Consider the following 21844-nt stretch of genomic DNA (forward strand, 5'->3'; position numbering starts at 1 on the left):
CCCTTGCGCACACCGCTGCCCCGGGCGCACTATTCAACACATGATGAATTCGGTGATCGCGATCCGTGGTCTCCACGTGGTCCGCGGGGGACGGCCGGTCCTGCCGGGTCTGGACCTGGAGATCGGCGCGGGGGTGACCGGGCTGCTCGGACCCTCCGGCTGCGGCAAGTCCACGCTGCTGCGCAGCATCGTGGGCGTCCAGCGGGTGGCGGCCGGCACGGTCACGGTGCTCGGGCATCCCGCCGGGTCGGCGCCGCTGCGCCACCGGGTCGGCTACCAGACCCAGTCCGCGAGCACGTACGACGACCTCACGGTCGGCGAGAACCTCCGCTTCTTCGCGCGCGTGCTCGGCCTGCCGCTCGCTGCGGCGGACGAGGCCCTGACCGCGGTCGACCTCGGTCCGCACCGCGACACGGTGGCCGGCCGGCTCAGCGGCGGTCAGCGCTCGCGGGTCGGCCTGGCGGTGGCCCTCCTCGGCACGCCCGCGCTGCTCGTGCTCGACGAGCCGACCGTCGGCCTCGACCCGGTGCTGCGCCGCGACCTGTGGGAGCTGTTCCACCGGATCGCCGGCGCGGGGACCGCCGTCCTCGTCTCCAGCCATGTGATGGACGAGGCCGAGCGCTGCGACGCACTGCTGCTCATGCGCGAGGGCCGGATCATCGCGCACGGGACACCGGCGGAGATCAAGGCCGCCCGGGGCGCGGCGGACGTCGAGTCCGCCTTCCTCGCCCTCGTCGAGGAGGGGGTCGCATGAGCGCGCCCCTGACGCCGCGGGTCACCGGCGCGATCGCGATGCGGGTGCTCACCCAGCTGCGCCGCGACCACCGCACCCTGGCGATGCTGCTGGTCCTGCCGTGCCTGCTCCAGGCCCTGCTGTGGTGGATCTTCGAGGACACCCCGCTGGTCTTCGACCGGATCGGCCCGGCGCTGCTGGCGATCTTCCCGTTCTTCGTGATGTTCCTCGTCACCAGCATCACCACCCTGCGCGAGCGCTCCGGCGGCACGCTGGAGCGCCTGTTCACCCTGCCGATGGGCCGCCTGGACTTCCTGTGCGGTTACGCCCTCGCCTTCGGGGCCGTCGCCGCCGTCCAGGCCGCCCTGGCCGCCGGGGTCGCGATCGGCCTGCTCGACCTCGACCTGCGCGGTCCCGACGCGCTGCTCGTCGTCGTGGGGGTCGCCGACGCCGTCCTCGGCACGGCGCTCGGCCTGCTCGTGTCCGCCTTCGCCCGCACCGAGTTCCAGGCGGTGCAGTTCCTGCCGGCGGTCGTCGTACCGCAGATCCTGCTGTGCGGCCTGCTCGTCCCCCGCGAGCGGCTGCCGCAGGTGCTCGAGGCGGTGGCGGCCGTGCTGCCGCTCACCTGGGCCGTGGACGCCATGGAGCATCTCGCGACGACCACCCGGACCGGCGAGGTGTGGCGGGACGTGGCGGTCGTGACGGGCTTCGCCCTCGCGGCGCTGGCGCTGGGCGCGGTGACCCTGCGACGTCGTACCGACTGACCGCGACCACCGGAAGGCCCGTACTTTGGGGGCATGCGCCCCTTCCGCGACCCGCTGCTGTCGCTCTCGCACAGCTCCGCGGTGAAGCGCCTGGTGTCCCTGCTGCCGGTCTCGTCGACCGTGGTCCGCAGCTGCGTCGCCGGCGAGCGCGCCGACGACGCGGTCGCCGCGGCCCGGGCGCTACAGCGCGAGGGCTTCGCCGTCACCATCGACCTCCTCGCCGAGGCGCCCGCCGCCGAGACCCAGGCACTCGCCGCGGTGGCGGCGTACCGCACCCTGCTCGACCAGCTGGCGGACGCCGGTCTCGCGGCCGGCTGCGACGTGTCGGTGCGACTGACCTCCCTCGGTCTGCGCCTGCCCGGTGGCGAGGCCCTCGCCCTGGCAGGCGCCCACAAGGTCTGCCGTACGGCGGCGCGCGCCGGCGCGAGCGTCACGCTGGCCGTTGCGGACCACGCGACCACCGATGCCACGCTGCGGATCGTCGCCGCCCTGCGCGAGGAGTTCCCGGGGACCGGAGTGCTCCTGCACGCCCAGCTGCGCCGTACCGAGGACGACTGTCGCGCCCTCGCCGGCCCCGGCAGCCGGGTCCGGCTGGACAAGGGGACCCGGGACGAGCCGGCCGAGCTGGCGTTCACCGACCCGGCGGAGGTCGACCGGTCCTTCGTGCGCTGCCTCAAGGTGCTGCTGTCGGGGGAGGGCCACCCGAGCGTGGCCACCGATGACCCGCGTCTCGTCGAGATCGCCGTCGCCCTGGCCAGCCGCTACGGACGGGCGCCCTCGACCTACGAGCTGCAGCTGGCCTACGGCGTCCGACCCGCCGAGCACCACCGGCTGGACGAGGCCGGCGAGCAGGTGCGGGTCTACCTGCCCTACGGCCCCGGCTGGCACGGCTATGTGATGCGGCGACTGGCGGAGCATCCGGCCAACCTGCGACTCTTCCTCACGTCGTTGGTCCCCGGACGGTGACCCGAGAGGTGGGAGAGCAGAGCGTGGCTGAGAAGCGGACCGCTGTCGTCGGTGCGGGAGTGATGGGCGAGACCCTGCTGTCCGGGCTGATCCGCGCCGGGCGCAGCGCCGATGCCCTCGTCGTCGTCGAGAAGCGGGCCGACCGCGCGGCCGAGCTCGCCGAGCGGTACGGCGTACGCGTGGTCGGCGACGTCGCCGCCGCCGGCGAGGCCGACACGGTGCTGCTCGTCGTCAAGCCGCAGGACATGGCCGACGTACTCGCCGAGCTGGCCCCGGCGCTGCACCCCGGGCAGCTGCTCGTGTCCCTCGCCGCGGGCATCACCACCGGCTTCGTCGAGTCGCGCGTGCCCGATGGGGTCGCCGTCGTCCGGGTCATGCCCAACACGCCCGCCCTCGTCGACCAGGGCATGGCGGCGATCTCGCCGGGGACCCACTGCGACGAGGGCCATCTCGCGGAGGCCGAGGACCTGATGGCCTCGGTGGGCCGCGTCGTCCAGGTGCCCGAGAAGCAGCAGGACGCCGTCACCGCGATCAGCGGCTCCGGACCGGCGTACGTCTTCTTCGTCGTGGAGTCCATGATCGAGGCCGGCGTCCACCTCGGCCTGCCGCGCACGATCGCGCAGGAGCTCGTGGTCCAGACGCTGGTCGGCTCGGCGACGATGCTCCGCGAGACAGGGGAGCACCCGGCGGTGCTCCGCGAGCAGGTGACCTCGCCGGGCGGCACGACGGCCGCCGCCCTCCGCGAGCTCGAGGTGCACCGCGTGCGGGCCGCCTTCCTCGCCGCCCTCGAGGCCGCGCGGGACCGCTCCCGCGAGCTCGGCAGCTGACCCCGCTCGGCCGTTGAGTCGTCGGTTCTGACCCGTCGAGTCGTCACATCCGACCGGCCGAGCCGTCAGTTCCGACCGCTCGAGTGGTCATGAGGCGCCACTGGCCACAAGCGACGACTGGACGGGTCGGATGTGACGAGTCGACGGGTCAGAAGTGACGACTCAACCCCGGGGGGTGGGCTCAGGCGACCTCGGCGAGGCCGCGCACGGTCGGCACCCGTACGCCGGACCGGCGGGGGTCGTGGCGGCCGTAGCGGTCCAGCAGCCGCGCCTGCAGGCCCGCGCGCTGGGCGCCGACCACGTCGTGGCGCAGCGAGTCGCCGACCATGAGCGTCGCGGCGGGCTCGGACCCGAGGCGGGCGCATGCCGAGAGATAGGAGCGCGGGTCGGGCTTGGCCGCCGGCAGCGCGGAGGACGCGAACACCGGTACGTCGGCCCGCAGCAGCCCGGTGCGCCGCAGCTTCTCGGTCTGGATCGCCTGCTCGCCGTTGGTGAGGATGCCGACCGGCAGTCCGGCGCCGCGGGCCCGCTCGATGGCGGCCGCGGCATCGTCGAAGGCCCGCCACGCGGCGCGGTAGCAGCCCAGGAAGCCGGCGTACACGTCGTCGGCGAGCGCGTCGTCGGTCAGGTCCCAGCCCGGCAGGAAGTCGCGGATCCGGGCGCGCCGGTGCTCGAGGTAGCTCACCTCGCCGCGCTGCGCGCGCTCGTAGTGACGCGCCTCCAGCAGGAACCAGCGCTCGACGTGCGACTCCAGCTCGGCGGGCGACTCGGCCAGCCCGAGGCCGGTCAGCCACGCCCGGAGGCCGCGGTCGGCCGCGCCGCGGTGGTCCACCAGGGTGTCGTCCAGGTCGAGGAGCAGGGCCCGGAACGTCATGCGGTGCAGTCTGCCAGCGGCCGCCGACACACTGGTGCCACCCTCACCTTCCCCGCTCTCTCGCGCCCGGCCCCGCCGTCACCGCAGGCCGGCGGCGTCCGGGACGGCCCGGCCGGGCGGGGTCAGCGCGCCCAGCATGGTCGCCGCGATGGCGCGGGCGGCCTGGTCCTCGCCCAGCTCCCCGGCGTACACCGAGGTCGCCGCGGCATGGGTGAGCGTGTGCAGGGTGGTCACCAGCCACGAGACCGGGAGGTCGGTCCGGAAGCGGCCCTCGGCGCGGCCGCGCTCGAGCAGCCGCTCGGCCCGGCGGCGCGGCTCGGCGTGCGCGGCGGCCATGTCGGCGACCGGCAGGCTCTTCTCCGCGGCGACCACGAGGGCGCCGTAGCGCAGGGTGACCTGCCAGGTCGCCTCCACCAGCCGAACCAGGGCGGCAGCGGGGTCGCCGGTGAGGTCGACGCCGCGGAGCGAGGCCTCGGACTCCCGCATGGCCCGCTCGACGACCGCGGCGACGAGCACGGCACGGCTCGGGAAGTGGCCGTAGAGGGTGACCCGGCCCACGCCGGCCGCGCGGGCGATGTCGTTGATGCTGACGTCGGGGTCGCGGGCCAGCGTCGCGGTCGCCGCGTCCACGATGGCCTCCACGTTGCGCCGGGCGTCGGCGCGCAGGGGGCGGGCGCTCACGAGGTCAGCATCGACGACCGGTGGGCGCTGGCGCAGCCCGCGTACTCCTGCCAGCGCCACGCCATCGCCGCCAGCATCAGCACGAACATCGCGACGTGACCGACCAGCATCAGGCCGCCGCCGTCGAGGACGCCACCCCAGTACAGCGGCAGCGCGACCGCGAAGCCGGCGTACATGACCGCACACATCTCCAGGACCGGTGCCCAGCGGTGCCCGCGCACCCGCATCCAGCCGGCCATCGGGAGCGCCATGGTGGTCGCCATCACCAGCGCCTCGACGCTCGCCGAGCGCAGCCACGAGCCGTCGCCGGCGGCGCGCGTGGCGAGCATCCACAGCGGCCAGAGCACCATCATCCCGATGAGCATCGCGGCGACCATCTCGCCGTAGTGCAGTGCGAACCTACGGACCTGGCGTGCGCTCACGGTGACCTCCGGTGACGGACGCCCGCGGCCAGTAAGTCGGACGTCGATGTTCGAGATCATAAGTCGAACAGGGGTGTACGACAAGAGCCGGGCCACGAGAGCCGGGTGACGCGCCCCCAAGGGCCTCCGGTCAAGGCGACACGCCGAGCGCGGAAAGTTTCACGGACGAATCTCTTCCCCACGAGTCACATCTGGCCCTATTGTCACGCACAGGGCGTCCGGTGTTCACAGCTGGGGAAGGCGGTGACGGACGCGCACAGAAAGCGTGGTTGGTCATGGCTCCTACGTCGCGCGAGCGCGCCGAGTCCCTTCCGGACCCGAAGTTCCTCACCATCGCGGAGGTCGCCTCCGTCATGCGCGTCTCCAAGATGACCGTGTACCGCCTGGTCCACGGCGGAGAGCTGCCGGCCGTCCGTGTCGGTCGGTCGTTCCGGGTCACCGAGGACGACGTCAACGAGTACCTGCGCAAGTCCTTCTACTCCGCGGGCTGATCGCGGCCCGACCCGCTCCCGCCCGTCGCCCCGGCGCCACCCGGCAGTGCGATCTTCATCCCATCTCCTGCGCTGATTCACTGCGCTCACGAGGGTCCGGATAGGCTGACCCGGTGCTCCGGGGTCTCCCGGGGCGTCGTACGTCACGCCGAGCGCTGTCGCGCCCGGCGCTCTGGAGAGGTTCCACGTGGGTTCTGTCATCAAGAAGCGCCGCAAGCGCATGGCGAAGAAGAAGCACCGCAAGCTGCTGAAGAAGACGCGCGTCCAGCGTCGCAAGCTCGGCAAGTGATCCGAGCGAGCCAGTAGCTCACGCAGTCTCACCTCGCCGGTGCGCCTCGCGCGCGTCGGCCTGATTCCGAGGAGTCGGTGGAGATGGGCGCCGGACGCACGGTCCTGGTCACGGGGGTCTCGCGCGACCTCGGCCGGACCCTTGCCCGCAGCCTGGCCACCGACCCCGGGATCGACCGGGTCATCGGCGTCGACGTCATCCCCCCGCGGGGCGACCTCGGCGACGTCACGTTCGTGCGCGCCGACATCCGCAACCCGGTCATCGCGAAGGTCATCGCCAAGGAGGACGTCGACACCGTCGTCCACATGAGCGTGATCGCGACCCCCGGCTCCGCCGGTGCCCGCGGCACCATGAAGGAGCTCAACGTCATCGGGACGATGCAGCTCCTCGCGGCCTGCCAGAAGGCCGACGGGGTGCGCACCCTGGTCGTGAAGTCCTCGACCACCGCGTACGGCGCCAGCAGCCGTGACCCCGCCATGTTCACCGAGGACATGGAGCCTCGCCGTCCGGCCCGCACCGGGTACGCCAAGGACGTCGCGGAGGTCGAGCAGTACGTCCGCGGCTTCGCCCGCCGGCGGCCCGACGTCACGGTCACCCTCCTGCGCTGTGCCAACGTGATCGGCCCGCGCGTGGTCAGCCCGCTGGCGTCGTACTTCCGGCTGCCGGTGGTGCCGACCGTCCTGGGCTTCGACCCGCGGCTGCAGTTCCTGCACGAGACCGACCTCTACCGGGTCCTGCGCCACGCCGTGCGCGAGGACCGCGGAGGCACGTTCAACGTGGCCGGCGACGGCCTGCTCATGCTCTCCCAGGCGCTGCGTCGCGCCGGCCGCCCGAGCGTGCCGGTGCCCGGGTTCGCCTTCGGCGGCCTCGGCTCCACGCTGAAGTCGACCCGGCGCGCCGACCTGTCGCCGGAGCTGGTCGCGTTCTTGACCTACGGTCGCGGCGTCGACACCACCCGGATGCGCGCCGAGCTCGGCTTCGAGCCCCAGTACACGACCGCCTCGGCGTTCGCCGAGTTCGCCGCGACGCTCCCCCCGGGAGCCCGCCGTACCGAACGGGTGCTCGGCGCCCTGGCCGAGCGCCTTCCCGCGGTCGAGGACGACCGTCCCGCTCAGCTCACCCTCGCTGGAGGCACGGATGGCTGACGCCGAGATCATCCCGATCGGCACCCGCGGCCAGCCCGGCCGTGGCACCGGCAAGCGCCCCTCGGCGGCCGCTCGCGGGCTGGCGCCGAAGAGCGGCACCCCGCGCCCGCCCGCGGCGAAGAAGCCCACCGCGGCGAAGCCCGACGCCGCGAAGTCCCCTGGTGAGCAGCCCGCGGGGAAGAAGCCCGCGGGGAAGAAGCCCGCGGCGAGGAAGCCCGCCGACGACGCCGCCGCGAAGCCCGCTGCGGAGCGAGCGGACCGGAGCGCGCCGGTCGTCGACGCCCCGAGCCTGCTCGACGCGCCGCGCGACCTGCCGCTCGCGACACCCGCGGCCCGCACCGCCGAGCGCGGCACCACCGGACCGCTCGCCGGCATCCCGGTCGGCGACTGGCTGGCGGCCTTCCAGCACGCCAGCAAGGAGCTCTTCGGCGACCAGTGGGAGCCGCAGCTCGCGCGCTTCCTCGCCTTCCTGCGCCGCCGCGTCACGGGCGACTACACCGTGGACGAGTACGGCTTCGACGCGGAGGTCACCGAGCGCTTCTTCATGGCGGCGCTGCGTCCGGTCGCGCAGAAGTGGTTCCGGATCGAGGTGCGCGGCGTCGAGAACATTCCCACCGAGGGCGGCGCTCTCGTGGTCTCGAACCACTCCGGCACCATCCCGGTCGACGGGCTGATGACGATGGTGTCGATCCACGACCACACCGGGCGCTTCCTGCGCCCGCTCGGTGCCGACCTGGTGTTCCGGCTGCCCGTCGTGGGCTCGGTGGCGCGCAAGGGCGGCGCCACCTTGGCCTGCACCGAGGACGCCGAGCGGATGCTGCGCGGCGGCGAGCTGGTCGGGGTCTGGCCGGAGGGCTTCAAGGGCATCGGGAAGCCGTTCTCCGACCGCTACAAGCTGCAGCGCTTCGGCCGCGGCGGCTTCGTGTCCGCCGCGCTGCGCACCGGCGTCCCGATCGTGCCGCTCTCGGTCGTCGGCGCCGAGGAGATCTATCCGCTGGTCGGCAACATCCCCTCGCTGGCGCGCCTGCTGGGCGTGCCGTACATCCCGATCACGCCCTTCTTCCCGCTGCTCGGCCCGCTCGGGCTGGTGCCGCTGCCGTCGAAGTGGCTCCTGGAGTTCGGTGAGCCGATCCGCACCGACGAGTACGACGACGGCGCGGCGGACGACCCGATGCTGGTCTTCAACGTCACCGACCAGGTCCGCGAGACCATCCAGCAGACCCTCTACAGCCTGCTCATGCAGCGGGAGTCGGTCTTCCGCTGACCCGCGGCCGCCCGCCGGCCGGCCGGCCCGTCCAGGGGGCAGCCGGGCCTACGGGGTCGTCGGCGCCTTGGGCGTGTTGGTGCCGAGCAGGCCGCCGACGATGCCCGTCACGCCGTCGATGAGCGCGCCCGCGAGCGAGGGGTCGGTGGCTCCCTGCGTCGGCTGGCTCTGCCCGTCGATGCCGAGGGTGCCGGTCAGGCCTCGGGTGACCTGGTCGACCGTGCCACCCACCGTGTTCTTGGGCGCCTTGGTCGCCTCGGGCACACCGGGCAGGGTGACGGGCGCGTCCAACGGCGACGTCGTCGCTGCCTCGGTCGAGACCGGCGGCGCCTGCTGTCCGGCCGGCTTGTCCTTCTTCTTGGCCGGCTCGGGCGTCTGGGTGACGGACGCGGTGATGTCCGGGTTCAGGACGGCGCTGAGCGGCAGCGTCGCGAACGCGGGCATCTCGGTGATGGCGCCGCCCGAGCAGCTCGGGCAGGCCTCCCACGCAGCGGCGTCGATCTGGCGGATCGTCTGGGATGCGGTGATGACGACCGAGCGGCTCTCCGACGGCACCAGCGGGCCGACGGCGCCCAGCACGCTCATGCTCGAGTCGGCGAAGGAGCGCAGGTCCGCGATCCGGTCGGACTTGCCGGTCGCGGCGTAGTCGTCGAGCGCGAGCTCGGAGGCCTGGCGGGCCTGGTCGGTGAAGTCCTGCAGGGTGTCGTTGATGGCGTCGGCGTCGGCACCGCGGTCGACGAGCACGCGCAGCTCCCCGAGGCGGGCCTCGGCGTGGGAGATCAGCGCGTCGGCCTTGCCGGCGCCGTCGGGCTGGAGGTTCGTCTGGGCGTTCTCGATCGCCCGCTTGACCGGGTACAGGACGTCACCGGGGAGCGCGTCCTGCGAGGCCATCGCCATCGAGCCGGTGGCGGAGACGACGGCGAAGCCGCCGATCACCGTGGCCAGGCGGCGCTCCCGGGAGCCGCGACGCTGGCGCGGGGTGAGCCGGGCGGCCAGGGCCTCGTCGGCTCGGGCCGGCTCGCGCTCGGCCGCCGCGACGAGCTGGCTGCGCAGCGAGGCGACGAACTCGGGGCGGGCCGTGACCGGGGGGACGGCGCGCAGGGCCTCGACGAGCTCGAGGAGCTCGGCGTGACGCTGGCGGCTCGCGCTGCTCTCGCCGGCGTCCTGGGCGTGGCCGGAGACCAGCGCCGCGAACTCCTCGGCGCCGCGCGTCCCGCCGTTCCCGCGCATCACAACGTCCGTCCTCGTGTCGGAAGGGTCGCCCGACCCATCGTGCCCTGTCGCAGGACCAACGACGGGAGGGTCCCGGTGGTTACGGTCCGGACGGTCGGCCGGGCATAGCCCGAAGTGACCATGCCTGCGTGCGCCGGTGCGCAGTCCGGGCCGAGGAGCGGCACGCTCGGACGGGCGCTCATCGGATCCCCTCCGGCATCAGCTTGGCGAGGTTGCGCACGCCGCGCAGCTGCAGCTGCTTGATGGCGCCGTCGCTGCGGCCGAGGGCCGCGGCCGTCTCCGCGATGCTCATGCCCTGCAGGAAGCGCATGATCAGACAGTCGCGCTGCTCGTTGGGGAGCTTCGTGAGCGACTCGAGCAGGATCTCGTTGGTGAGGCTGGCGAGGACGGCGTTCTCGGGCCCCTCCGTGGCGTCGTCGTGCTGGCCCATGTCCTCGGTGGTCAGCTCGAGGCGGGTGCGGCCGGCCTTGAAGTGGTCGGTGGCCAGGTTGCGCGCGATGGTCATCAGCCAGGCGCCGAAGTCCTTGCCCTGCCAGCGGAAGGAGGCCATGTTGCGCAGGGCGCGGAAGAAGGTCTCGGAGCAGAGGTCCTCGGCGATCACCACGGACCGCGTCCGGTAGTAGAGGAAGCGGTAGACCGACGGCTGGTAGTGGTCGTAGAGCAGGCCGAAGGCCTCGGCGTCGCCGCCGCGGGCGAGCTCGACCAGGCCGATCAGCCGCTCGCGCGCCTCGGCGGACTCCTCCGAGGAGGTCGCCAAGGTGGCGTCGCCGAACTCGCTCGTGCCGCTGCCCTCGACCGGGGCCTCGCTGAGCAACCAGTGCTCGGCGTACCCGCGCTGGGCGGACGGCCGGGACGACCCGGAGGAGGCGGGGGAGCCCGCGAGCGCCACAGCGGGACCGCCCGACGCCGCGGAGAGTGCAGTCAGCACGGCCTCGCGCAGGGCGTCGAGCCCTCGCGACAGGTCAGTGCGCTGCCAGGTCATGCGGGTTCCCTCCCTACTGCCCCCGCAGGGGATCCTACGGCGGATCCTTGCGCAGTGGTACCGGAACGCGACAACCGGTCGACCGGATCCCGGACCACCCGAAAGGACTGGTTACCGTCCGGTAAGGACGGCTCAGGAGAGATGGCGGCGCACCTGGTGCCGTACGACGGCGCCGGCGACCGCCGCGCCGGTGGCGGCCGAGCCCGCGATCAGCCCGATCCGGGCGGCCTTGCGCCCGGTCCGGTAGTCGTGGACCCGCCAGCCGTGGGCGCGGGCGTGGGCCCGCAGGCGGGCGTCGGGGTTGATCGCGCAGGGGTCGCCGACCAGGCCCAGCATCGGCAGGTCGTTGGCGGAGTCGCTGTAGGCGGAGCACAGGGACAGGTCGAGGCCCTCGCGCTCGGCGAGGGCCGTCACGGCCTCCGCCTTCGCGGGCCCGTGCAGCATGTCGCCGACGAGCTTGCCGGTGTAGACGCCGTCGACGTGCTCGGCGACCGTGCCCAGGGCCCCGGTGAGGCCGAGCCTGCGGGCGATCAGGCTCGCGATCTCGATCGGCGCGGCGGTGACCAGCCAGACCCGCTGGCCCTGGTCGAGGTGCATCTGTGCGAGGGCGCGGGTGCCGGGCCAGATCCGGTGCGCCATGGCCTCGTCGAAGATCTCCTCCCCGATCTCCTCGAGCTCCTGCACCGTGTGGCCGGCGATGAACGCGAGCGCCGAGTTGCGGGCCTCGGCGACGTGCTCGGGATCCTCGACGCCGGCGATGCGGAAGTAGGCCTGCTTGTACGCCGCGCCGAGGATGTCGCGGGTGGTGAAGAACTTGCGCCGGTACAGCCCTCGCGCCAGGTGGAAGATGCTGGCGCCCTGCATGACGGTGTTGTCGACGTCGAAGAACGCGGCGGCGCGCGCGTCGGCCGGGTGCGCCAGCGCGGTCTCCACCTCGGCGGCCGCGGCGGCCGCCTCGCCGGCCAGCCGGGACCGCTGCTGCAGGTTCAGGCGGCGGGGTCGGTCGGAGGGCGGCACCATGGGTCCAGCCTAGAAGGACCCGGCCGGCTCCGGGCCAGGCCCGGATCGACACGATCTCCTAGTATCCCTCCATGTCCTCGCCGGAGTCCTCGCCGGAGTCCTCGCCGGAGTCCTCGCCGGAGCAGTCCGGTGCTCGGGAGTCGCCGCAGCGGCCCGGGACGCCGCTCGACGCCCACGACGCCCCCTACGCCCCCGGTGGCGCGGGCGCGCCGGACGTGGCGGCGCTGGTCGCCTCCGCCGCCGCCGACCACCCTGGTCGGCTCGCGGTCGTCGAGGCCGGTGGCCGAGGGCTCACCTGGGCCGAGCTGGAGGACGAGGTGGGCCGGGTCGCGACCGGCCTGGGCCGGGCGGGCGTGCTCGCGGGGAGCCGCGTGATGCTGGTGCTCGGCAACCGGCTGGAGTTCGTCACGTCCTATCTCGGTGTGCTGCGCGCCCAGGCGGTCGCCGTTCCGGTCAACCCCGGCTCCACGCCCACGGAGCTGGCGGCGCTGCTCGTCGACTGCGGCGCCCGGCTCGTGGTCGCCGACGGTCGTACGGTCGCCGCCGTCCGCGACGCGGTGGCGCGCCCGGAGGTCGCGGCGGCCGCGCTCGACGAGCATCGCCCGGCACCGCGGGTGGTGCTGGTGGGCGAGGACCCGGACGACGGCGAGCTCGCCTACGACGAGCTGCGCGCGCGGGAGGCCGTGCCGGTGCCGCCGCTGCAGGACCCGGAGAAGCTGGCCGTGCTGCTCTACACCAGCGGCACCACCGGCCGCCCGCGCGCCGCGATGCTGACCCACCGCGCGCTGCTGGCCAATGTCGACCAGGTCGCCTCGGTCGAGCCGCCGATGATCCACTCCGACGACGTGGTGCTCGGCGTTCTGCCCCTCTTCCACGTCTACGGGCTCGGCGCCGTCCTCGGCGGGGTGATCCGCCACCGCGCGAAGCTGGTCCTCGCCGAGCGGTTCGACCCCGAGGGCACCCTCGACCTGATCGAGGACGAGGCCTGCAGCGTGGTCCCGGTCGCGCCGCCGGTGTTCGCGGCCTGGCAGGGCGTCGACGCCCTCGCCGAGCGGCTCGGCCCGGTCCGGATGATCCTGTCCGGATCGGCCCCGCTGGCCGCGGAGGCCGTCGAGGCCTTCGGCGCGGTCGCCCAGGTCCCGGTCCACCAGGGCTACGGCCTCACCGAGGCCTCGCCCGTGGTGACGAGCACCCTGCGCTCGGCGCAGGTGAAGCCGGGCTCGGTCGGCGCGGCGCTCGACGGCATCGACATCCGCCTGGTCGACGACGAGGGCGTCCCGCTCGAGGACGCCGCGGCCGACGATCCCGGGGAGATCCAGATCCGCGGGCGCAACCTGTTCAGCGGCTACTGGCCCGACGGTCACGACGGGCCGGGAGAGGACGGGTGGTGGTCGACCGGCGACGTCGGCTTCCTCGACGCCGACGGCGACCTCTTCCTCGTCGACCGGGTCAAGGAGCTGGTCATCGTCTCGGGCTTCAACGTCTACCCCACCGAGGTCGAGGCCGTCATCGAGGAGGTCCCGGGGGTGCGGCAGGCCGCGGTGCTGGGCGTGCCCGACGCGCAGACGGGCGAGGCCGTGGTCGCGTACGTCGTGCCCACCGACGACGCCACGGCGGGCGGACCCGCGGAGGACGTCGTCAGCGCGGTGCGCGCCGCGGCGCAGGAGCGGCTGGCGCCGTACAAGCGTCCGGTCCGGGTCGAGGTGGTGGCGGCCCTGCCGCGCACCGTGACGGGCAAGATCCGCAAGGGCGTGCTGCGCGGGGCCGAGCGGCGCAAGGCGCTGGGGATCCTCGAGTGACGGCCCGCGTCACGCTCTACAGCCGGCCCGGCTGCCACCTGTGCGACGACGCGCGCGCAGTGATCGAGGCGGTGTGCGCCGAGCTGGGCGAGCGCTACACGGAGGTCTCGATCGACGACGACCCCGAGCTGGCCGACCGCTTCGCGAACGAGATCCCGGTGACCTTCGTCGACGGCCGCCAGCACGACTTCTGGCGGGTCAGCCCCGAACGGCTGCGCCGGGCGCTGGGCGGCTGAGCGGTCGCGCGGCGGCGGCGCGGGCCCGCCCGGTGTGACCTTTCAGTCACCGGGCTGCATTGTGGTTCCGTCCATTTTGTTCTCACGTTCACAAACTCCTACAGTGATCGAGCCGCGCCACTGACGTTCGGCTGCGCGGCTGGAAAGTGGAGCTGTGACCACACGGAGTTCGACGGATGCCGCCCGGGTCATCCCTGAGGCCACGGTCGCGCGTCTGCCCGTCTACCTGCGGGCCCTGACGGCGCTGGCCGACAGTGGGATCCGCACGTGCTCGAGCGAGGACCTCGCGACCGCCGCGGGCGTCAACAGCGCCAAGCTGCGCAAGGACCTGTCCTATCTCGGCAGCTACGGCACCCGCGGGGTGGGCTACGACGTCGACTACCTCCGCTACCAGATCGCCCGCGAGATCGGCGTGACCCAGGACTGGCCGGTCGTCATCGTCGGCATCGGCAACCTCGGCCACGCCCTGGCCAACTACTCCGGCTTCCGCAGCCGCGGCTTCCGCGTGGTCGCCCTCCTCGACGCCGACGAGTCGGTGGTGGGGCAGACCGTGGCCGGGGTCGTCGTCCGTCCCTTCGACGACCTCGAGGAGATCGTCCGCGAGCACGACGTCGCGATCGGCGTGATCGCGACGCCCGCGATCGCGGCGCAGGACGTCGCCGACCGGATGGTCGCCATCGGCATCACCAGCATCCTCAACTTCGCGCCGGCCGTGGTGGCGGTGCCCGAGGGCGTCGACGTGCGCAAGGTCGACCTGTCGATCGAGCTGCAGATCCTCGCCTACCACGAGCAGCGCAAGGCCAACGGCGCCGACGCGGGAGGAGGTGCGGCATGAGCGTGCTCGTCGTGGGGATCTCCCACAACTCGGCGCCCGTGTCCCTGCTGGAGCGGGTCGCGCTCGACCGGGACGGCGTCCAGAAGCTCATCACCGACGCCGCCTCGTGCGAGCACGTCAGCGAGGCGACCGTGATCGCCACCTGCAACCGGCTCGAGATCTACACCGAGGTCGAGCGCTTCCACGGCAGCATCGAGCAGATCTCCCGGCTCCTCGTCGAGCGCGCCGGCGAGACGACCGAGGCGATGCTGCCGCACCTGTACGTCCACTACGACGACGGCGCGATCTCGCACCTGTTCCAGGTCGCCGCCGGGCTCGACTCGATGGCGGTGGGCGAGGGCCAGATCCTCGGCCAGACCCGCGAGGCGCTGCGCCGCGGCCAGGAGCTCGGCACGGTCGGGCCGGCGCTCAACCTCCTCTTCCAGCAGGCCCTGCGGGTCGGCAAGCGCACCCGGGCGGAGACGGGCATCGACCAGGTCGCCCCGACCCTGGTCAGCGCCGCGCTCGAGGAGACCGCCAAGGTCGTCGGCGCGGTCGAGGGCAAGTACGTCGTCGTGGTCGGAGCCGGCGCGATGGCCGGTCTCGCGACCGCCACCGCCAGCCGCCTCGGCGCAGGGCACCTGTCGGTCGTCAACCGGTCGGTGGACCGCGCGGTCCGGCTCGCGAGCCAGTACTCCGGTGAGGCCGTGCGGCTCGCCGACCTCGGCGACGAGCTCTCCCGCGCCGACATCGTGATCAGCTGCACCGGGTCGTCCGGCACGATCGTGGACCGCGCGCTGTTGTCCCGCGTCCGGTCGGCGAGCGAGCGTCCGCTGGCCCTCATCGACCTCGCGCTCCCGCACGACATCGCGCCCGACGTGGCCGACCTGCCCGGGGTGCGCCTGGTCGGCCTGGCCGAGCTCGCCGAGCTGCTCCACGGCGGCGCCACCGGACGCGAGGTCCAGGAGGTGCGGCGCATCCTCGGCGAGGAGGTCACCGCCTTCCTCGCCGCCCGCCGCCAGGCGAGCGTCACCCCGACCGTCGTCGCCCTGCGGTCGATGGCGACCAACGTCGTCGACGCCGAGATGACCCGCCTCGAGGGCCGGCTCGCGGGCCTCGACGACGCCACCCGCGAGGAGATCCGCCAGACCGTGCGCCGGGTGGCGGACAAGCTGCTCCACGAGCCGACGGTGCGGGTGAAGGAGCTCGCCAACGAGCAGGGCGCGGTGTCCTATGCCGCCGCGCTGGCCGAGCTGTTCGCGCTCGACCCGGACGCCGTCGACGCCGTCACGCGGCCCGTCGTCAACGAGGAGGGCCGGTCATGAGCACTGGTCCGGCCCTGCGCATCGGCACCCGCCGCAGCGCCCTCGCCACCACCCAGTCCGGCCACGTCGCCGAGGCGCTCGAGGCGCTGGGCGTCGCGACCGAGCTGGTCGAGATCACCACCGACGGCGACCGCAGCCAGGCCAGCGGCACGCCGCTCGCCGGCGCGCCGTCGACCGGCGTCTTCGTGAGCGCGCTGCGCGACGCGCTGCTCGCTGGCGAGGTGGACGTCGCGGTGCACTCCCTCAAGGACCTGCCGACCTACGGCACCGAGGGGATCGCGCTGGCCGCCGTGCCGCCACGCGAGGACCCGCGGGACGTGGTCGTGGCCCGCGACGGGCTCACCCTGGGCGAGCTGCCGCAGGGCAGCCTGGTCGCTACCGGCTCCCCCCGGCGGGTCGCCCAGATCGAGGCCCTCGGCCTGGGCGTCCGGCTGGTCGGCGTGCGCGGCAACGTGGACACCCGGATCGCGCGGATCCGTGAGGGGGCGTACGACGCCGTCGTGCTCGCCCGCGCCGGCCTGGCCCGGCTCGGCCGGCTCGGCGAGGTCACCGAGGTGCTCGACCCCCTCCAGGTGCTCCCGGCCCCCGGCCAGGGTGCCCTGGCCGTCGAGTGCCGCGCCGACGACGCCGCCACCCTCGCCCTGCTGGCTCGCCTGGACGACGTCTGGTCCCGCGCCGCCGTCACGGCCGAGCGCACCCTGATGGCCACCCTCGAGGGCGGCTGTGCCGCACCGATCGGCGCCCTCGCGGAGGTCGCCGAGGGCGAGGACGGCCCCGAGCTGTGGTTGCGGGCGATCGTGCTGTCCGAGGACGGCGCGCTCGCCGTACGCCGCTCCGCGTCGGCCGGGCTCGACGCCGACGCGGCGTCCTGGCCCGCTGCCGCGGCGAAGCTCGGCGGCGACCTCGGGGCCGAGATGCTGGCCGACGGAGGCGCCGAGCTGATGGCCCAGATGACGGCCCAGCACACGGTCCAACAGGGCGTCCAGCAGGGCGACCAGCAGCACCCACGACAACGGGACCACGAGTCCTCCACCCCCCGCTCGAACTCCCACCCATCCGCACGATCTGCAGAGGTGCACAACCCATGACGCGAGCCACGACAGCCAAGAAGGCTGCTTCGACTCCCGCCGCAGCCCAGGTCCAGCCCGGACAGCCGCAGGGCCCCGGCTTCACGGCGTTCGTCGGCACCGGTCCCGGCGACCCCGACCTGCTGACCGTGCGGGCCGTGCGGCTGATCCAGGACGCCGACGTCGTCATCACCGAGGAGCCCGGTCACGCCGACCTGGTGGCCGTGGTGCGGGCGCGCGCCGAGCAGGTGGGCGACGAGCCGGCGCGGGAGCCCGAGATCGTCGACGGCGGATTCGGCGAGGACGGCCAGCCGCTGACCCACGCCGCCCGCGCGAAGGTCGTCGTCAAGCAGGCCAAGCGCGGCCTGCGGGTGGTCCGCCTCCTGGGCGGGGACCCCTTCCTCTACGCGTCCGGACCGGAGGAGGCCCAGGCGGTCGCCAAGGCCAACCTGGCGTTCGAGATCGTCCCGGGCGTCTCGTCCGTCGGTGCGGTCCCGGCGTACGCCGGCATCCCGCTGACCACCAAGGACCACCGCGAGGTGGCCGTGGTGACCTGCGGGGACAAGGTCGACTGGACCCGGTACGCCGACACCCCGACGCTCGTGCTCCTCTCCGCCGTCGGCCAGATCGCCGAGATCGCGAAGCAGCTCATCGCGACCGGTCGCTCGCCGCAGACGCCGGTCGCCATGACCCGGGTCGGCACCACGACGGAGCAGCAGACCATCACCTCCACCTTGGAGCAGATCGCCGCCGAGGCCCGCGCGGCGCGGATCTCGCCCCCGGCCATCACCGTCATCGGCGCCGTGGTGGACCTGCGCGAGAAGCTCTCGTGGTTCGAGACCAAGCCGCTCTTCGGCTGGCGGGTCCTGGTGCCGCGCACCAAGGAGCAGTCCGCGTCGCTGTCCAACCGGCTGCGGGAGTTCGGCGGCGTCCCGGAGGAGGTCCCGACGATCTCGGTCGAGCCGCCGCGCAACCCGCAGCAGATGGACAAGGCGGTCCGAGGTCTGGTCGAGGGCCGCTACGAGTGGATCGCCTTCACCTCGGTGAACGCCGTGAAGGCCGTGCGCGAGAAGTTCGAGGAGTACGGCCTGGACGCCCGCGCGTTCTCCGGGCTCAAGATCGCCGCCGTCGGTGACAAGACCGCCCAGGCGATCGCCGACTGGGGCCTGCGCGCCGATCTCGTCCCCTCCGGCGAGCAGTCCGCCGCCGGCCTGCTGGAGGACTGGCCCGAGTACGACGAGCAGCTGGACCCGATCAACCGGGTGTTCCTGCCGCGCGCCGACATCGCGACCGAGAACCTCGTCGCCGGCCTGATCGACCTCGGCTGGGAGTGCGACGACGTCACGGCGTACCGCACGGTCCGGGCGGCCCCGCCGCCGGCGCCGACCCGCGACGCGATCAAGACCGGCAAGTTCGACGCGGTCGTGTTCACCTCCTCCTCGACGGTGCGCAACCTGGTCGGGATCGCGGGCAAGCCGCACCCCTCGACGGTCATCGCCGTGATCGGGCCCGCCACGGCCAAGACGGCCGAGGAGCACGGCCTGCGCGTCGACGTGATGGCGCCCAAGCCGGACGTCGAGCTGCTGGTCGAGGCTCTCGCCGGGTTCGGCGCGAGCCGCCGGGCCGCGATGATCGAGGCGGGCGAGCCGGTCACCAAGCCGAGCGACCGCAAGCCGTCGGCCCGCCGCCGGAAGGCCTGACCCGGCAGAAGCCGACCCGCATCTGACGCCGACCCGGCAGGAAGTAGCTCCGCGCGCGCTGCTTTCTGCCGGGTCGGCGCAGTTCGGCGACAGTTTCGTGCCGGGTCGGTGCAACCTGGTCGGGTGCTCACCACGTTTGACCCGGCATGGAGCGGATGAGCGATGCGTGACGAGGACGAGTTCGTCGCCTTCGCCCACGGGGCACGCGACCGGCTGCGGCGTACGGCGTACCTCCTGTGCGGCGACTGGGACCGGGCGGCGGACCACGTGCAGGACGCGCTGATCCGGGTGTACGTCGCCTGGCCGCGGCTGACCCGGGCGGGGCGCGAGTACGCCTACGCACGCAAGGCGGTGGTCAGCGTCGTGCTCGACCACGCACGACGCCGGTCGAGCACGGAGCTCGTCGCGGAGGCCGACCCTCAGCGGGCGGCCGATGTCGACGTCGCCGAGCTGGTGAGCGCCCGGGCGACCCTGCTGCAGGTGATGGCCGAGCTGCCGCCCCGGCAGCGTGCCTGCGTGGTCCTGCGCTACTTCGAGGACCTCAGCGTCGCCGACACGGCGAAGGCGCTGGGCTGCAGCGAGGGCACCGTCAAGAGCCAGACCGCGCGTGCGCTGGACCGGCTCCGCTCCGTGTTCGAGGACTCGTCGCTCGGCGAGCTGACCCTGGGAGCTGGAACGTGGTGATGACATGGTGAACGAGATGCGTGCCCTGCTGCACGAGGCCGCGGCGAGCCCGCCGGCCGACGACATCGACCTGGCCGCGGTCCTCGCCGGCGGACGCCGGCAGGTACGGCGGCGCCGGGCCGGGCTCGCCGGTGGGGTCGCGCTGACCCTCGCCACCGCGGTCGCGGCGACCGCCCTGGTCGGACGGCCCGACGCCGGCCGGGACGCCCCCGCCGCCACCGCCGTGCCCCGCCCCGACGGGCCGGTCCTCCGGCTCGCCGACGCCCGGCAGGCGCGGGAGGGCGTCGACTACGACGTGATCGCGTCGTACACGAACGAGGACCTCGACGCCGCCAACGGGCAGTACTACGACGGCGTGACGGACGACGGGCTGATCCTGTTCCGCGACGGTCCGCGGGGACTGCGGAACAAGGTGCGCCTGGCGCTGCTCGACCCGGCGACCGGCGAGCGGGACTGGCTGCCCGGCCTGGACGAGCGGGAGCAGACCTGGCCCGTCGAGCTCGGTGCGCAGCGGCTCACGCTGGCCAGCGTCGCCTACGACGACACCGAGCCGTTCGGGGGCACGCTGCGCGCCCACGTCTACGACCGGGCCGCGCGGGCCTGGACGACCGTGTCCTGGCCCGGGCTCCCGAGGACCTCCGGGAGCCGGAGCCCGGTGATGGGCCCCGACGGCCGCATCTACGTCGGCGTCCCGGCCACGCAGGGCTCCCCGCCCCCCGGAGGCTGGCCGACCGGGCCGGACGGAGAGGCGGACGACGCCGGCGCCGAGGGGGAGACCTACGACCTCTGGTCGGTGTCGCCGACCGACCCGGCCGACGTCCGCGACGAGGGGATCCGGTACGGCGCCCTCGCCTTCACCGACGACGCGATGATCTGGTCGGAGACCACCAACGGGACCAACGACCGGATCCACGTCCGCGACCTCGCCACCGGGGACGAGCACGACTTCGACCCGCGCTCGGGTGAGCGGTGCAACCTGCTCGGCTTCGGCGCCGTGGACGACCGGATCGTCCTCAGCCAGTACTGCGGCACCTACGACGACGGCCGCGACGACCGCATCGGGGTCTACACGACCGGCGGGGACCTGGTCACCACGATCCAGGGGGACGGCATCGACGGGTGGGTGACCGGAGGCGTCGTCAAGGTGTCCTCGCACGGTCGCGAGCGCGCTGGGACCTTCGTCTACGAGCCCGACAGCGGCAGGCTGACCCGCGTCTCCGAGGCCAACTCGTCCTTCGGGCTCGGCGGGCCGACGCCGCCCGGCTACCTGCTGTGGGACACCCCGGTCGGCGAGGCGCCCGGCCCCGAGCAGCCGATCCCCGGCGCCACCCAGTGGCTGGCCAGGTGGCACGCCGGCTGAGGGGCCTGCGCGACAATGGGCGGGTGACCGAGATCCTGCCCCCCGTCGTCCGTCCCCGTCGCCTGCGGACCACGGCGGCGATGCGCGAGCTGGTGGCCGAGACCACGCTGCGGCCCTCCCAGCTCGTGCTGCCGGCCTTCGTCCGCGAGGGCGCCACGGAGACCACCCCGATCAGCTCCATGCCGGGCGTCGTGCAGCACACGCGCGACTCGCTGCGGAAGGCGGCGGTCGAGGCGGCCGAGGCGGGGCTGCGCGGCATCATGCTGTTCGGCGTACCCACGACGAAGGACGCGGTGGGGAGCGGTGCCACCGACCCGGACGGCATCCTCAACGTCGCGATCGCCGACGTGGCGGCCGAGGTAGGGGACGCCCTCGTGGTCATGGGCGACCTGTGCCTCGACGAGTTCACCGACCACGGCCACTGCGGCGTCCTCGACGCCGCCGGTCGCGTCGACAACGACGCCACCCTGGCGCGGTACGCCGACATGGCGGTGGTGCAGGCCCGGGCCGGCGCCGGCATGGTGGGTCCCAGCGGGATGATGGACGGCCAGGTCGCGGTGGTCCGCGCGGCCCTCGACGACGCCGGGTTCACCGACACGGGGATCCTCGCCTACTCGGCGAAGTACGCCTCCGCCTTCTTCGGTCCCTTCCGCGAGGCCGTCGACAGCGCCCTGCAGGGTGACCGGCGGACCTACCAGCAGGACGGCCGCCGCAGCGCGGGGGAAGGGGTGCGGGAGGCCCTGCTCGACATCGAGGAGGGCGCCGACATCGTGATGGTGAAGCCCGCGCTGGCCTATCTCGACGTGCTCCGCCGGGTGGCGGACGCCGCCGCCGAGCTCGGCGTGCCGACTGCGGCGTACAACATCTCGGGGGAGTACGCGATGCTCGAGGCCGCCGCCGCGCACGGCTGGATCGAGCGGGAGGCCGCCATCGTGGAGACCCTCACCTCGATCCGCCGCGCCGGCGCGGACGTCATCCTCACCTACTGGGCCACGGAGGCCGCCGGCTGGCTGCGCTGAGGGTCTCGAGGCTCGTCGCTGGCGCTCCTCGCACCTCGACCTCCGAATGGTGCGGACGTCTGGCCGCCGGGCGACCTTGCACCGAGCGAACCCCGACCGCGCGCCCGGCAGCGTGGCGCACGGCGGCGAAGCCGCATCGGTGGCAAGCA

At 73.7% G+C, this 21844-nt stretch carries 23 protein-coding genes; 17 read left to right on the forward strand and 6 right to left on the reverse strand.

The window, feature by feature from the left end; genetic code table 11:
* Positions 1-40: 40 nt before the first annotated feature.
* Genes ACJ5H2_RS02050 through proC form a run of 4 tightly spaced genes read left to right on the forward strand, consistent with a single transcriptional unit; the run spans position 41 to position 3290 of the window.
* A complete protein-coding gene (locus ACJ5H2_RS02050; protein ID WP_408897900.1) occupies positions 41-754 on the forward strand; it encodes an ABC transporter ATP-binding protein in 714 nt (237 codons plus the stop codon).
* Positions 751-1497, forward strand: coding sequence for an ABC transporter permease (locus ACJ5H2_RS02055; RefSeq protein WP_408897901.1), 747 nt, complete (start codon positions 751-753; stop codon positions 1495-1497). The genes ACJ5H2_RS02050 and ACJ5H2_RS02055 overlap by 4 nt, the downstream gene beginning before the upstream one ends.
* Positions 1498-1530: 33 nt before the next feature.
* Entirely contained in the window at positions 1531-2463 is a 933-nt protein-coding gene (locus tag ACJ5H2_RS02060; RefSeq protein WP_408897902.1) for a proline dehydrogenase family protein, read from the forward strand.
* 23 nt (positions 2464-2486) lie between these two features.
* Entirely contained in the window at positions 2487-3290 is an 804-nt protein-coding gene (proC, locus tag ACJ5H2_RS02065) for a pyrroline-5-carboxylate reductase (protein ID WP_408897903.1), read from the forward strand.
* 181 nt (positions 3291-3471) lie between these two features.
* Here proC and ACJ5H2_RS02070 read toward each other — a convergent pair whose 3' ends face one another.
* From ACJ5H2_RS02070 to ACJ5H2_RS02080, 3 genes are all read right to left on the reverse strand, one after another.
* Positions 3472-4164 (reverse strand): HAD family hydrolase, encoded by a 693-nt coding sequence (locus ACJ5H2_RS02070; protein WP_408897904.1) that lies wholly within the window; start codon positions 4162-4164, stop codon positions 3472-3474.
* Between the two features lie 78 nt (positions 4165-4242).
* A complete protein-coding gene (locus ACJ5H2_RS02075) occupies positions 4243-4845 on the reverse strand; it encodes a TetR/AcrR family transcriptional regulator (RefSeq protein ID WP_408897905.1) in 603 nt (200 codons plus the stop codon).
* Positions 4842-5267: a hypothetical protein gene (locus ACJ5H2_RS02080; RefSeq protein WP_408897906.1), complete on the reverse strand. Its 426-nt coding sequence runs from the start codon at positions 5265-5267 to the stop codon at positions 4842-4844. Before ACJ5H2_RS02080 ends, ACJ5H2_RS02075 begins: the two co-directional genes overlap by 4 nt.
* Before the next feature lie 275 nt (positions 5268-5542).
* On the opposite strand from ACJ5H2_RS02080, the gene ACJ5H2_RS02085 reads away from it, so the two are divergent.
* The 4 genes from ACJ5H2_RS02085 to ACJ5H2_RS02100 all read left to right on the forward strand — a co-directional run bounded on the left by ACJ5H2_RS02085 (position 5543) and on the right by ACJ5H2_RS02100 (position 8456).
* A complete protein-coding gene (locus tag ACJ5H2_RS02085; protein ID WP_139624465.1) occupies positions 5543-5758 on the forward strand; it encodes a helix-turn-helix domain-containing protein in 216 nt (71 codons plus the stop codon).
* Between the two features lie 187 nt (positions 5759-5945).
* A complete protein-coding gene (locus ACJ5H2_RS02090; protein ID WP_008356322.1) occupies positions 5946-6047 on the forward strand; it encodes a 30S ribosomal protein bS22 in 102 nt (33 codons plus the stop codon).
* A gap of 83 nt (positions 6048-6130) precedes the next feature.
* Positions 6131-7192 (forward strand): NAD-dependent epimerase/dehydratase family protein, encoded by a 1062-nt coding sequence (locus ACJ5H2_RS02095; RefSeq protein WP_408897907.1) that lies wholly within the window; start codon positions 6131-6133, stop codon positions 7190-7192.
* The gene (locus tag ACJ5H2_RS02100; protein ID WP_408897908.1) at positions 7185-8456 is read left to right on the forward strand and encodes a 1-acyl-sn-glycerol-3-phosphate acyltransferase; all 1272 of its coding nucleotides are present in this window, start codon (positions 7185-7187) and stop codon (positions 8454-8456) included. Before ACJ5H2_RS02095 ends, ACJ5H2_RS02100 begins: the two co-directional genes overlap by 8 nt.
* Positions 8457-8504: 48 nt before the next feature.
* On the opposite strand, the gene ACJ5H2_RS02105 is transcribed toward ACJ5H2_RS02100, so the two are convergent.
* The 3 genes from ACJ5H2_RS02105 to ACJ5H2_RS02115 all read right to left on the reverse strand — a co-directional run bounded on the left by ACJ5H2_RS02105 (position 8505) and on the right by ACJ5H2_RS02115 (position 11691).
* The gene (locus tag ACJ5H2_RS02105) at positions 8505-9686 is read right to left on the reverse strand and encodes a DUF5667 domain-containing protein (RefSeq protein WP_408897909.1); all 1182 of its coding nucleotides are present in this window, start codon (positions 9684-9686) and stop codon (positions 8505-8507) included.
* Between the two features lie 181 nt (positions 9687-9867).
* Positions 9868-10671 (reverse strand): sigma-70 family RNA polymerase sigma factor, encoded by an 804-nt coding sequence (locus ACJ5H2_RS02110; protein ID WP_408897910.1) that lies wholly within the window; start codon positions 10669-10671, stop codon positions 9868-9870.
* A gap of 132 nt (positions 10672-10803) precedes the next feature.
* Positions 10804-11691, reverse strand: coding sequence for an HAD family hydrolase (locus ACJ5H2_RS02115; RefSeq protein WP_408897911.1), 888 nt, complete (start codon positions 11689-11691; stop codon positions 10804-10806).
* 71 nt (positions 11692-11762) lie between these two features.
* Between ACJ5H2_RS02115 and ACJ5H2_RS02120 the strand changes: the two genes are divergently transcribed.
* The 9 genes from ACJ5H2_RS02120 (at position 11763) to hemB (ending at position 21695) form a co-directional block, all read left to right on the forward strand.
* Positions 11763-13490 (forward strand): AMP-binding protein, encoded by a 1728-nt coding sequence (locus ACJ5H2_RS02120; protein WP_408897912.1) that lies wholly within the window; start codon positions 11763-11765, stop codon positions 13488-13490.
* Positions 13487-13726, forward strand: coding sequence for a glutaredoxin family protein (locus ACJ5H2_RS02125; protein ID WP_408897913.1), 240 nt, complete (start codon positions 13487-13489; stop codon positions 13724-13726). The genes ACJ5H2_RS02120 and ACJ5H2_RS02125 overlap by 4 nt, the downstream gene beginning before the upstream one ends.
* A 154-nt stretch (positions 13727-13880) precedes the next feature.
* Positions 13881-14561: a redox-sensing transcriptional repressor Rex gene (locus ACJ5H2_RS02130; protein ID WP_408897914.1), complete on the forward strand. Its 681-nt coding sequence runs from the start codon at positions 13881-13883 to the stop codon at positions 14559-14561.
* A complete protein-coding gene (locus ACJ5H2_RS02135) occupies positions 14558-15865 on the forward strand; it encodes a glutamyl-tRNA reductase (RefSeq protein ID WP_408897915.1) in 1308 nt (435 codons plus the stop codon). Before ACJ5H2_RS02130 ends, ACJ5H2_RS02135 begins: the two co-directional genes overlap by 4 nt.
* On the forward strand, positions 15862-16953 hold the full coding sequence (gene hemC / locus ACJ5H2_RS02140) for a hydroxymethylbilane synthase (protein ID WP_408897916.1): 1092 nt from the start codon (positions 15862-15864) through the stop codon (positions 16951-16953). Before ACJ5H2_RS02135 ends, hemC begins: the two co-directional genes overlap by 4 nt.
* Positions 16950-18632, forward strand: a complete 1683-nt coding sequence (locus ACJ5H2_RS02145) for a uroporphyrinogen-III synthase (RefSeq protein WP_408897917.1) — start codon at positions 16950-16952, stop codon at positions 18630-18632. Before hemC ends, ACJ5H2_RS02145 begins: the two co-directional genes overlap by 4 nt.
* A gap of 162 nt (positions 18633-18794) precedes the next feature.
* Positions 18795-19316, forward strand: coding sequence for a SigE family RNA polymerase sigma factor (locus ACJ5H2_RS02150; protein ID WP_408897918.1), 522 nt, complete (start codon positions 18795-18797; stop codon positions 19314-19316).
* 4 nt (positions 19317-19320) lie between these two features.
* Positions 19321-20676 carry a hypothetical protein gene (locus ACJ5H2_RS02155; RefSeq protein ID WP_408897919.1) on the forward strand — a complete coding sequence of 452 codons (1356 nt, stop codon included), beginning with the start codon at positions 19321-19323 and terminating at the stop codon, positions 20674-20676.
* Positions 20677-20699: 23 nt separating this feature from the next.
* Entirely contained in the window at positions 20700-21695 is a 996-nt protein-coding gene (gene hemB / locus ACJ5H2_RS02160; RefSeq protein WP_408897920.1) for a porphobilinogen synthase, read from the forward strand.
* Positions 21696-21844 lie beyond the last annotated feature (149 nt).

This window comes from Nocardioides pymetrozini (assembly GCF_046058985.1).
Lineage (GTDB): Bacteria > Actinomycetota > Actinomycetes > Propionibacteriales > Nocardioidaceae > Nocardioides.

Excerpts from the sequence above, each read along its gene's own strand:
- ACJ5H2_RS02110 (WP_408897910.1), bottom strand. The coding sequence starts at position 10,671 with ATGACCTGGCAGCGCACTGACCTGTCGCGAGGGCTCGACGCCCTGCGC.
- hemC (WP_408897916.1), top strand. The coding sequence starts at position 15,862 with ATGAGCACTGGTCCGGCCCTGCGCATCGGCACCCGCCGCAGCGCCCTC.
- ACJ5H2_RS02135 (WP_408897915.1), top strand. The coding sequence starts at position 14,558 with ATGAGCGTGCTCGTCGTGGGGATCTCCCACAACTCGGCGCCCGTGTCC.
- ACJ5H2_RS02085 (WP_139624465.1), top strand. The coding sequence starts at position 5,543 with ATGGCTCCTACGTCGCGCGAGCGCGCCGAGTCCCTTCCGGACCCGAAG.
- ACJ5H2_RS02120 (WP_408897912.1), top strand. The coding sequence starts at position 11,763 with ATGTCCTCGCCGGAGTCCTCGCCGGAGTCCTCGCCGGAGTCCTCGCCG.
- ACJ5H2_RS02105 (WP_408897909.1), bottom strand. The coding sequence starts at position 9,686 with ATGCGCGGGAACGGCGGGACGCGCGGCGCCGAGGAGTTCGCGGCGCTG.
- ACJ5H2_RS02150 (WP_408897918.1), top strand. The coding sequence starts at position 18,795 with ATGCGTGACGAGGACGAGTTCGTCGCCTTCGCCCACGGGGCACGCGAC.
- ACJ5H2_RS02070 (WP_408897904.1), bottom strand. The coding sequence starts at position 4,164 with ATGACGTTCCGGGCCCTGCTCCTCGACCTGGACGACACCCTGGTGGAC.
- ACJ5H2_RS02145 (WP_408897917.1), top strand. The coding sequence starts at position 16,950 with ATGACGCGAGCCACGACAGCCAAGAAGGCTGCTTCGACTCCCGCCGCA.
- ACJ5H2_RS02100 (WP_408897908.1), top strand. The coding sequence starts at position 7,185 with ATGGCTGACGCCGAGATCATCCCGATCGGCACCCGCGGCCAGCCCGGC.
- ACJ5H2_RS02060 (WP_408897902.1), top strand. The coding sequence starts at position 1,531 with ATGCGCCCCTTCCGCGACCCGCTGCTGTCGCTCTCGCACAGCTCCGCG.
- ACJ5H2_RS02155 (WP_408897919.1), top strand. The coding sequence starts at position 19,321 with ATGGTGAACGAGATGCGTGCCCTGCTGCACGAGGCCGCGGCGAGCCCG.
- ACJ5H2_RS02050 (WP_408897900.1), top strand. The coding sequence starts at position 41 with ATGATGAATTCGGTGATCGCGATCCGTGGTCTCCACGTGGTCCGCGGG.
- ACJ5H2_RS02115 (WP_408897911.1), bottom strand. The coding sequence starts at position 11,691 with ATGGTGCCGCCCTCCGACCGACCCCGCCGCCTGAACCTGCAGCAGCGG.
- ACJ5H2_RS02095 (WP_408897907.1), top strand. The coding sequence starts at position 6,131 with ATGGGCGCCGGACGCACGGTCCTGGTCACGGGGGTCTCGCGCGACCTC.
- ACJ5H2_RS02055 (WP_408897901.1), top strand. The coding sequence starts at position 751 with ATGAGCGCGCCCCTGACGCCGCGGGTCACCGGCGCGATCGCGATGCGG.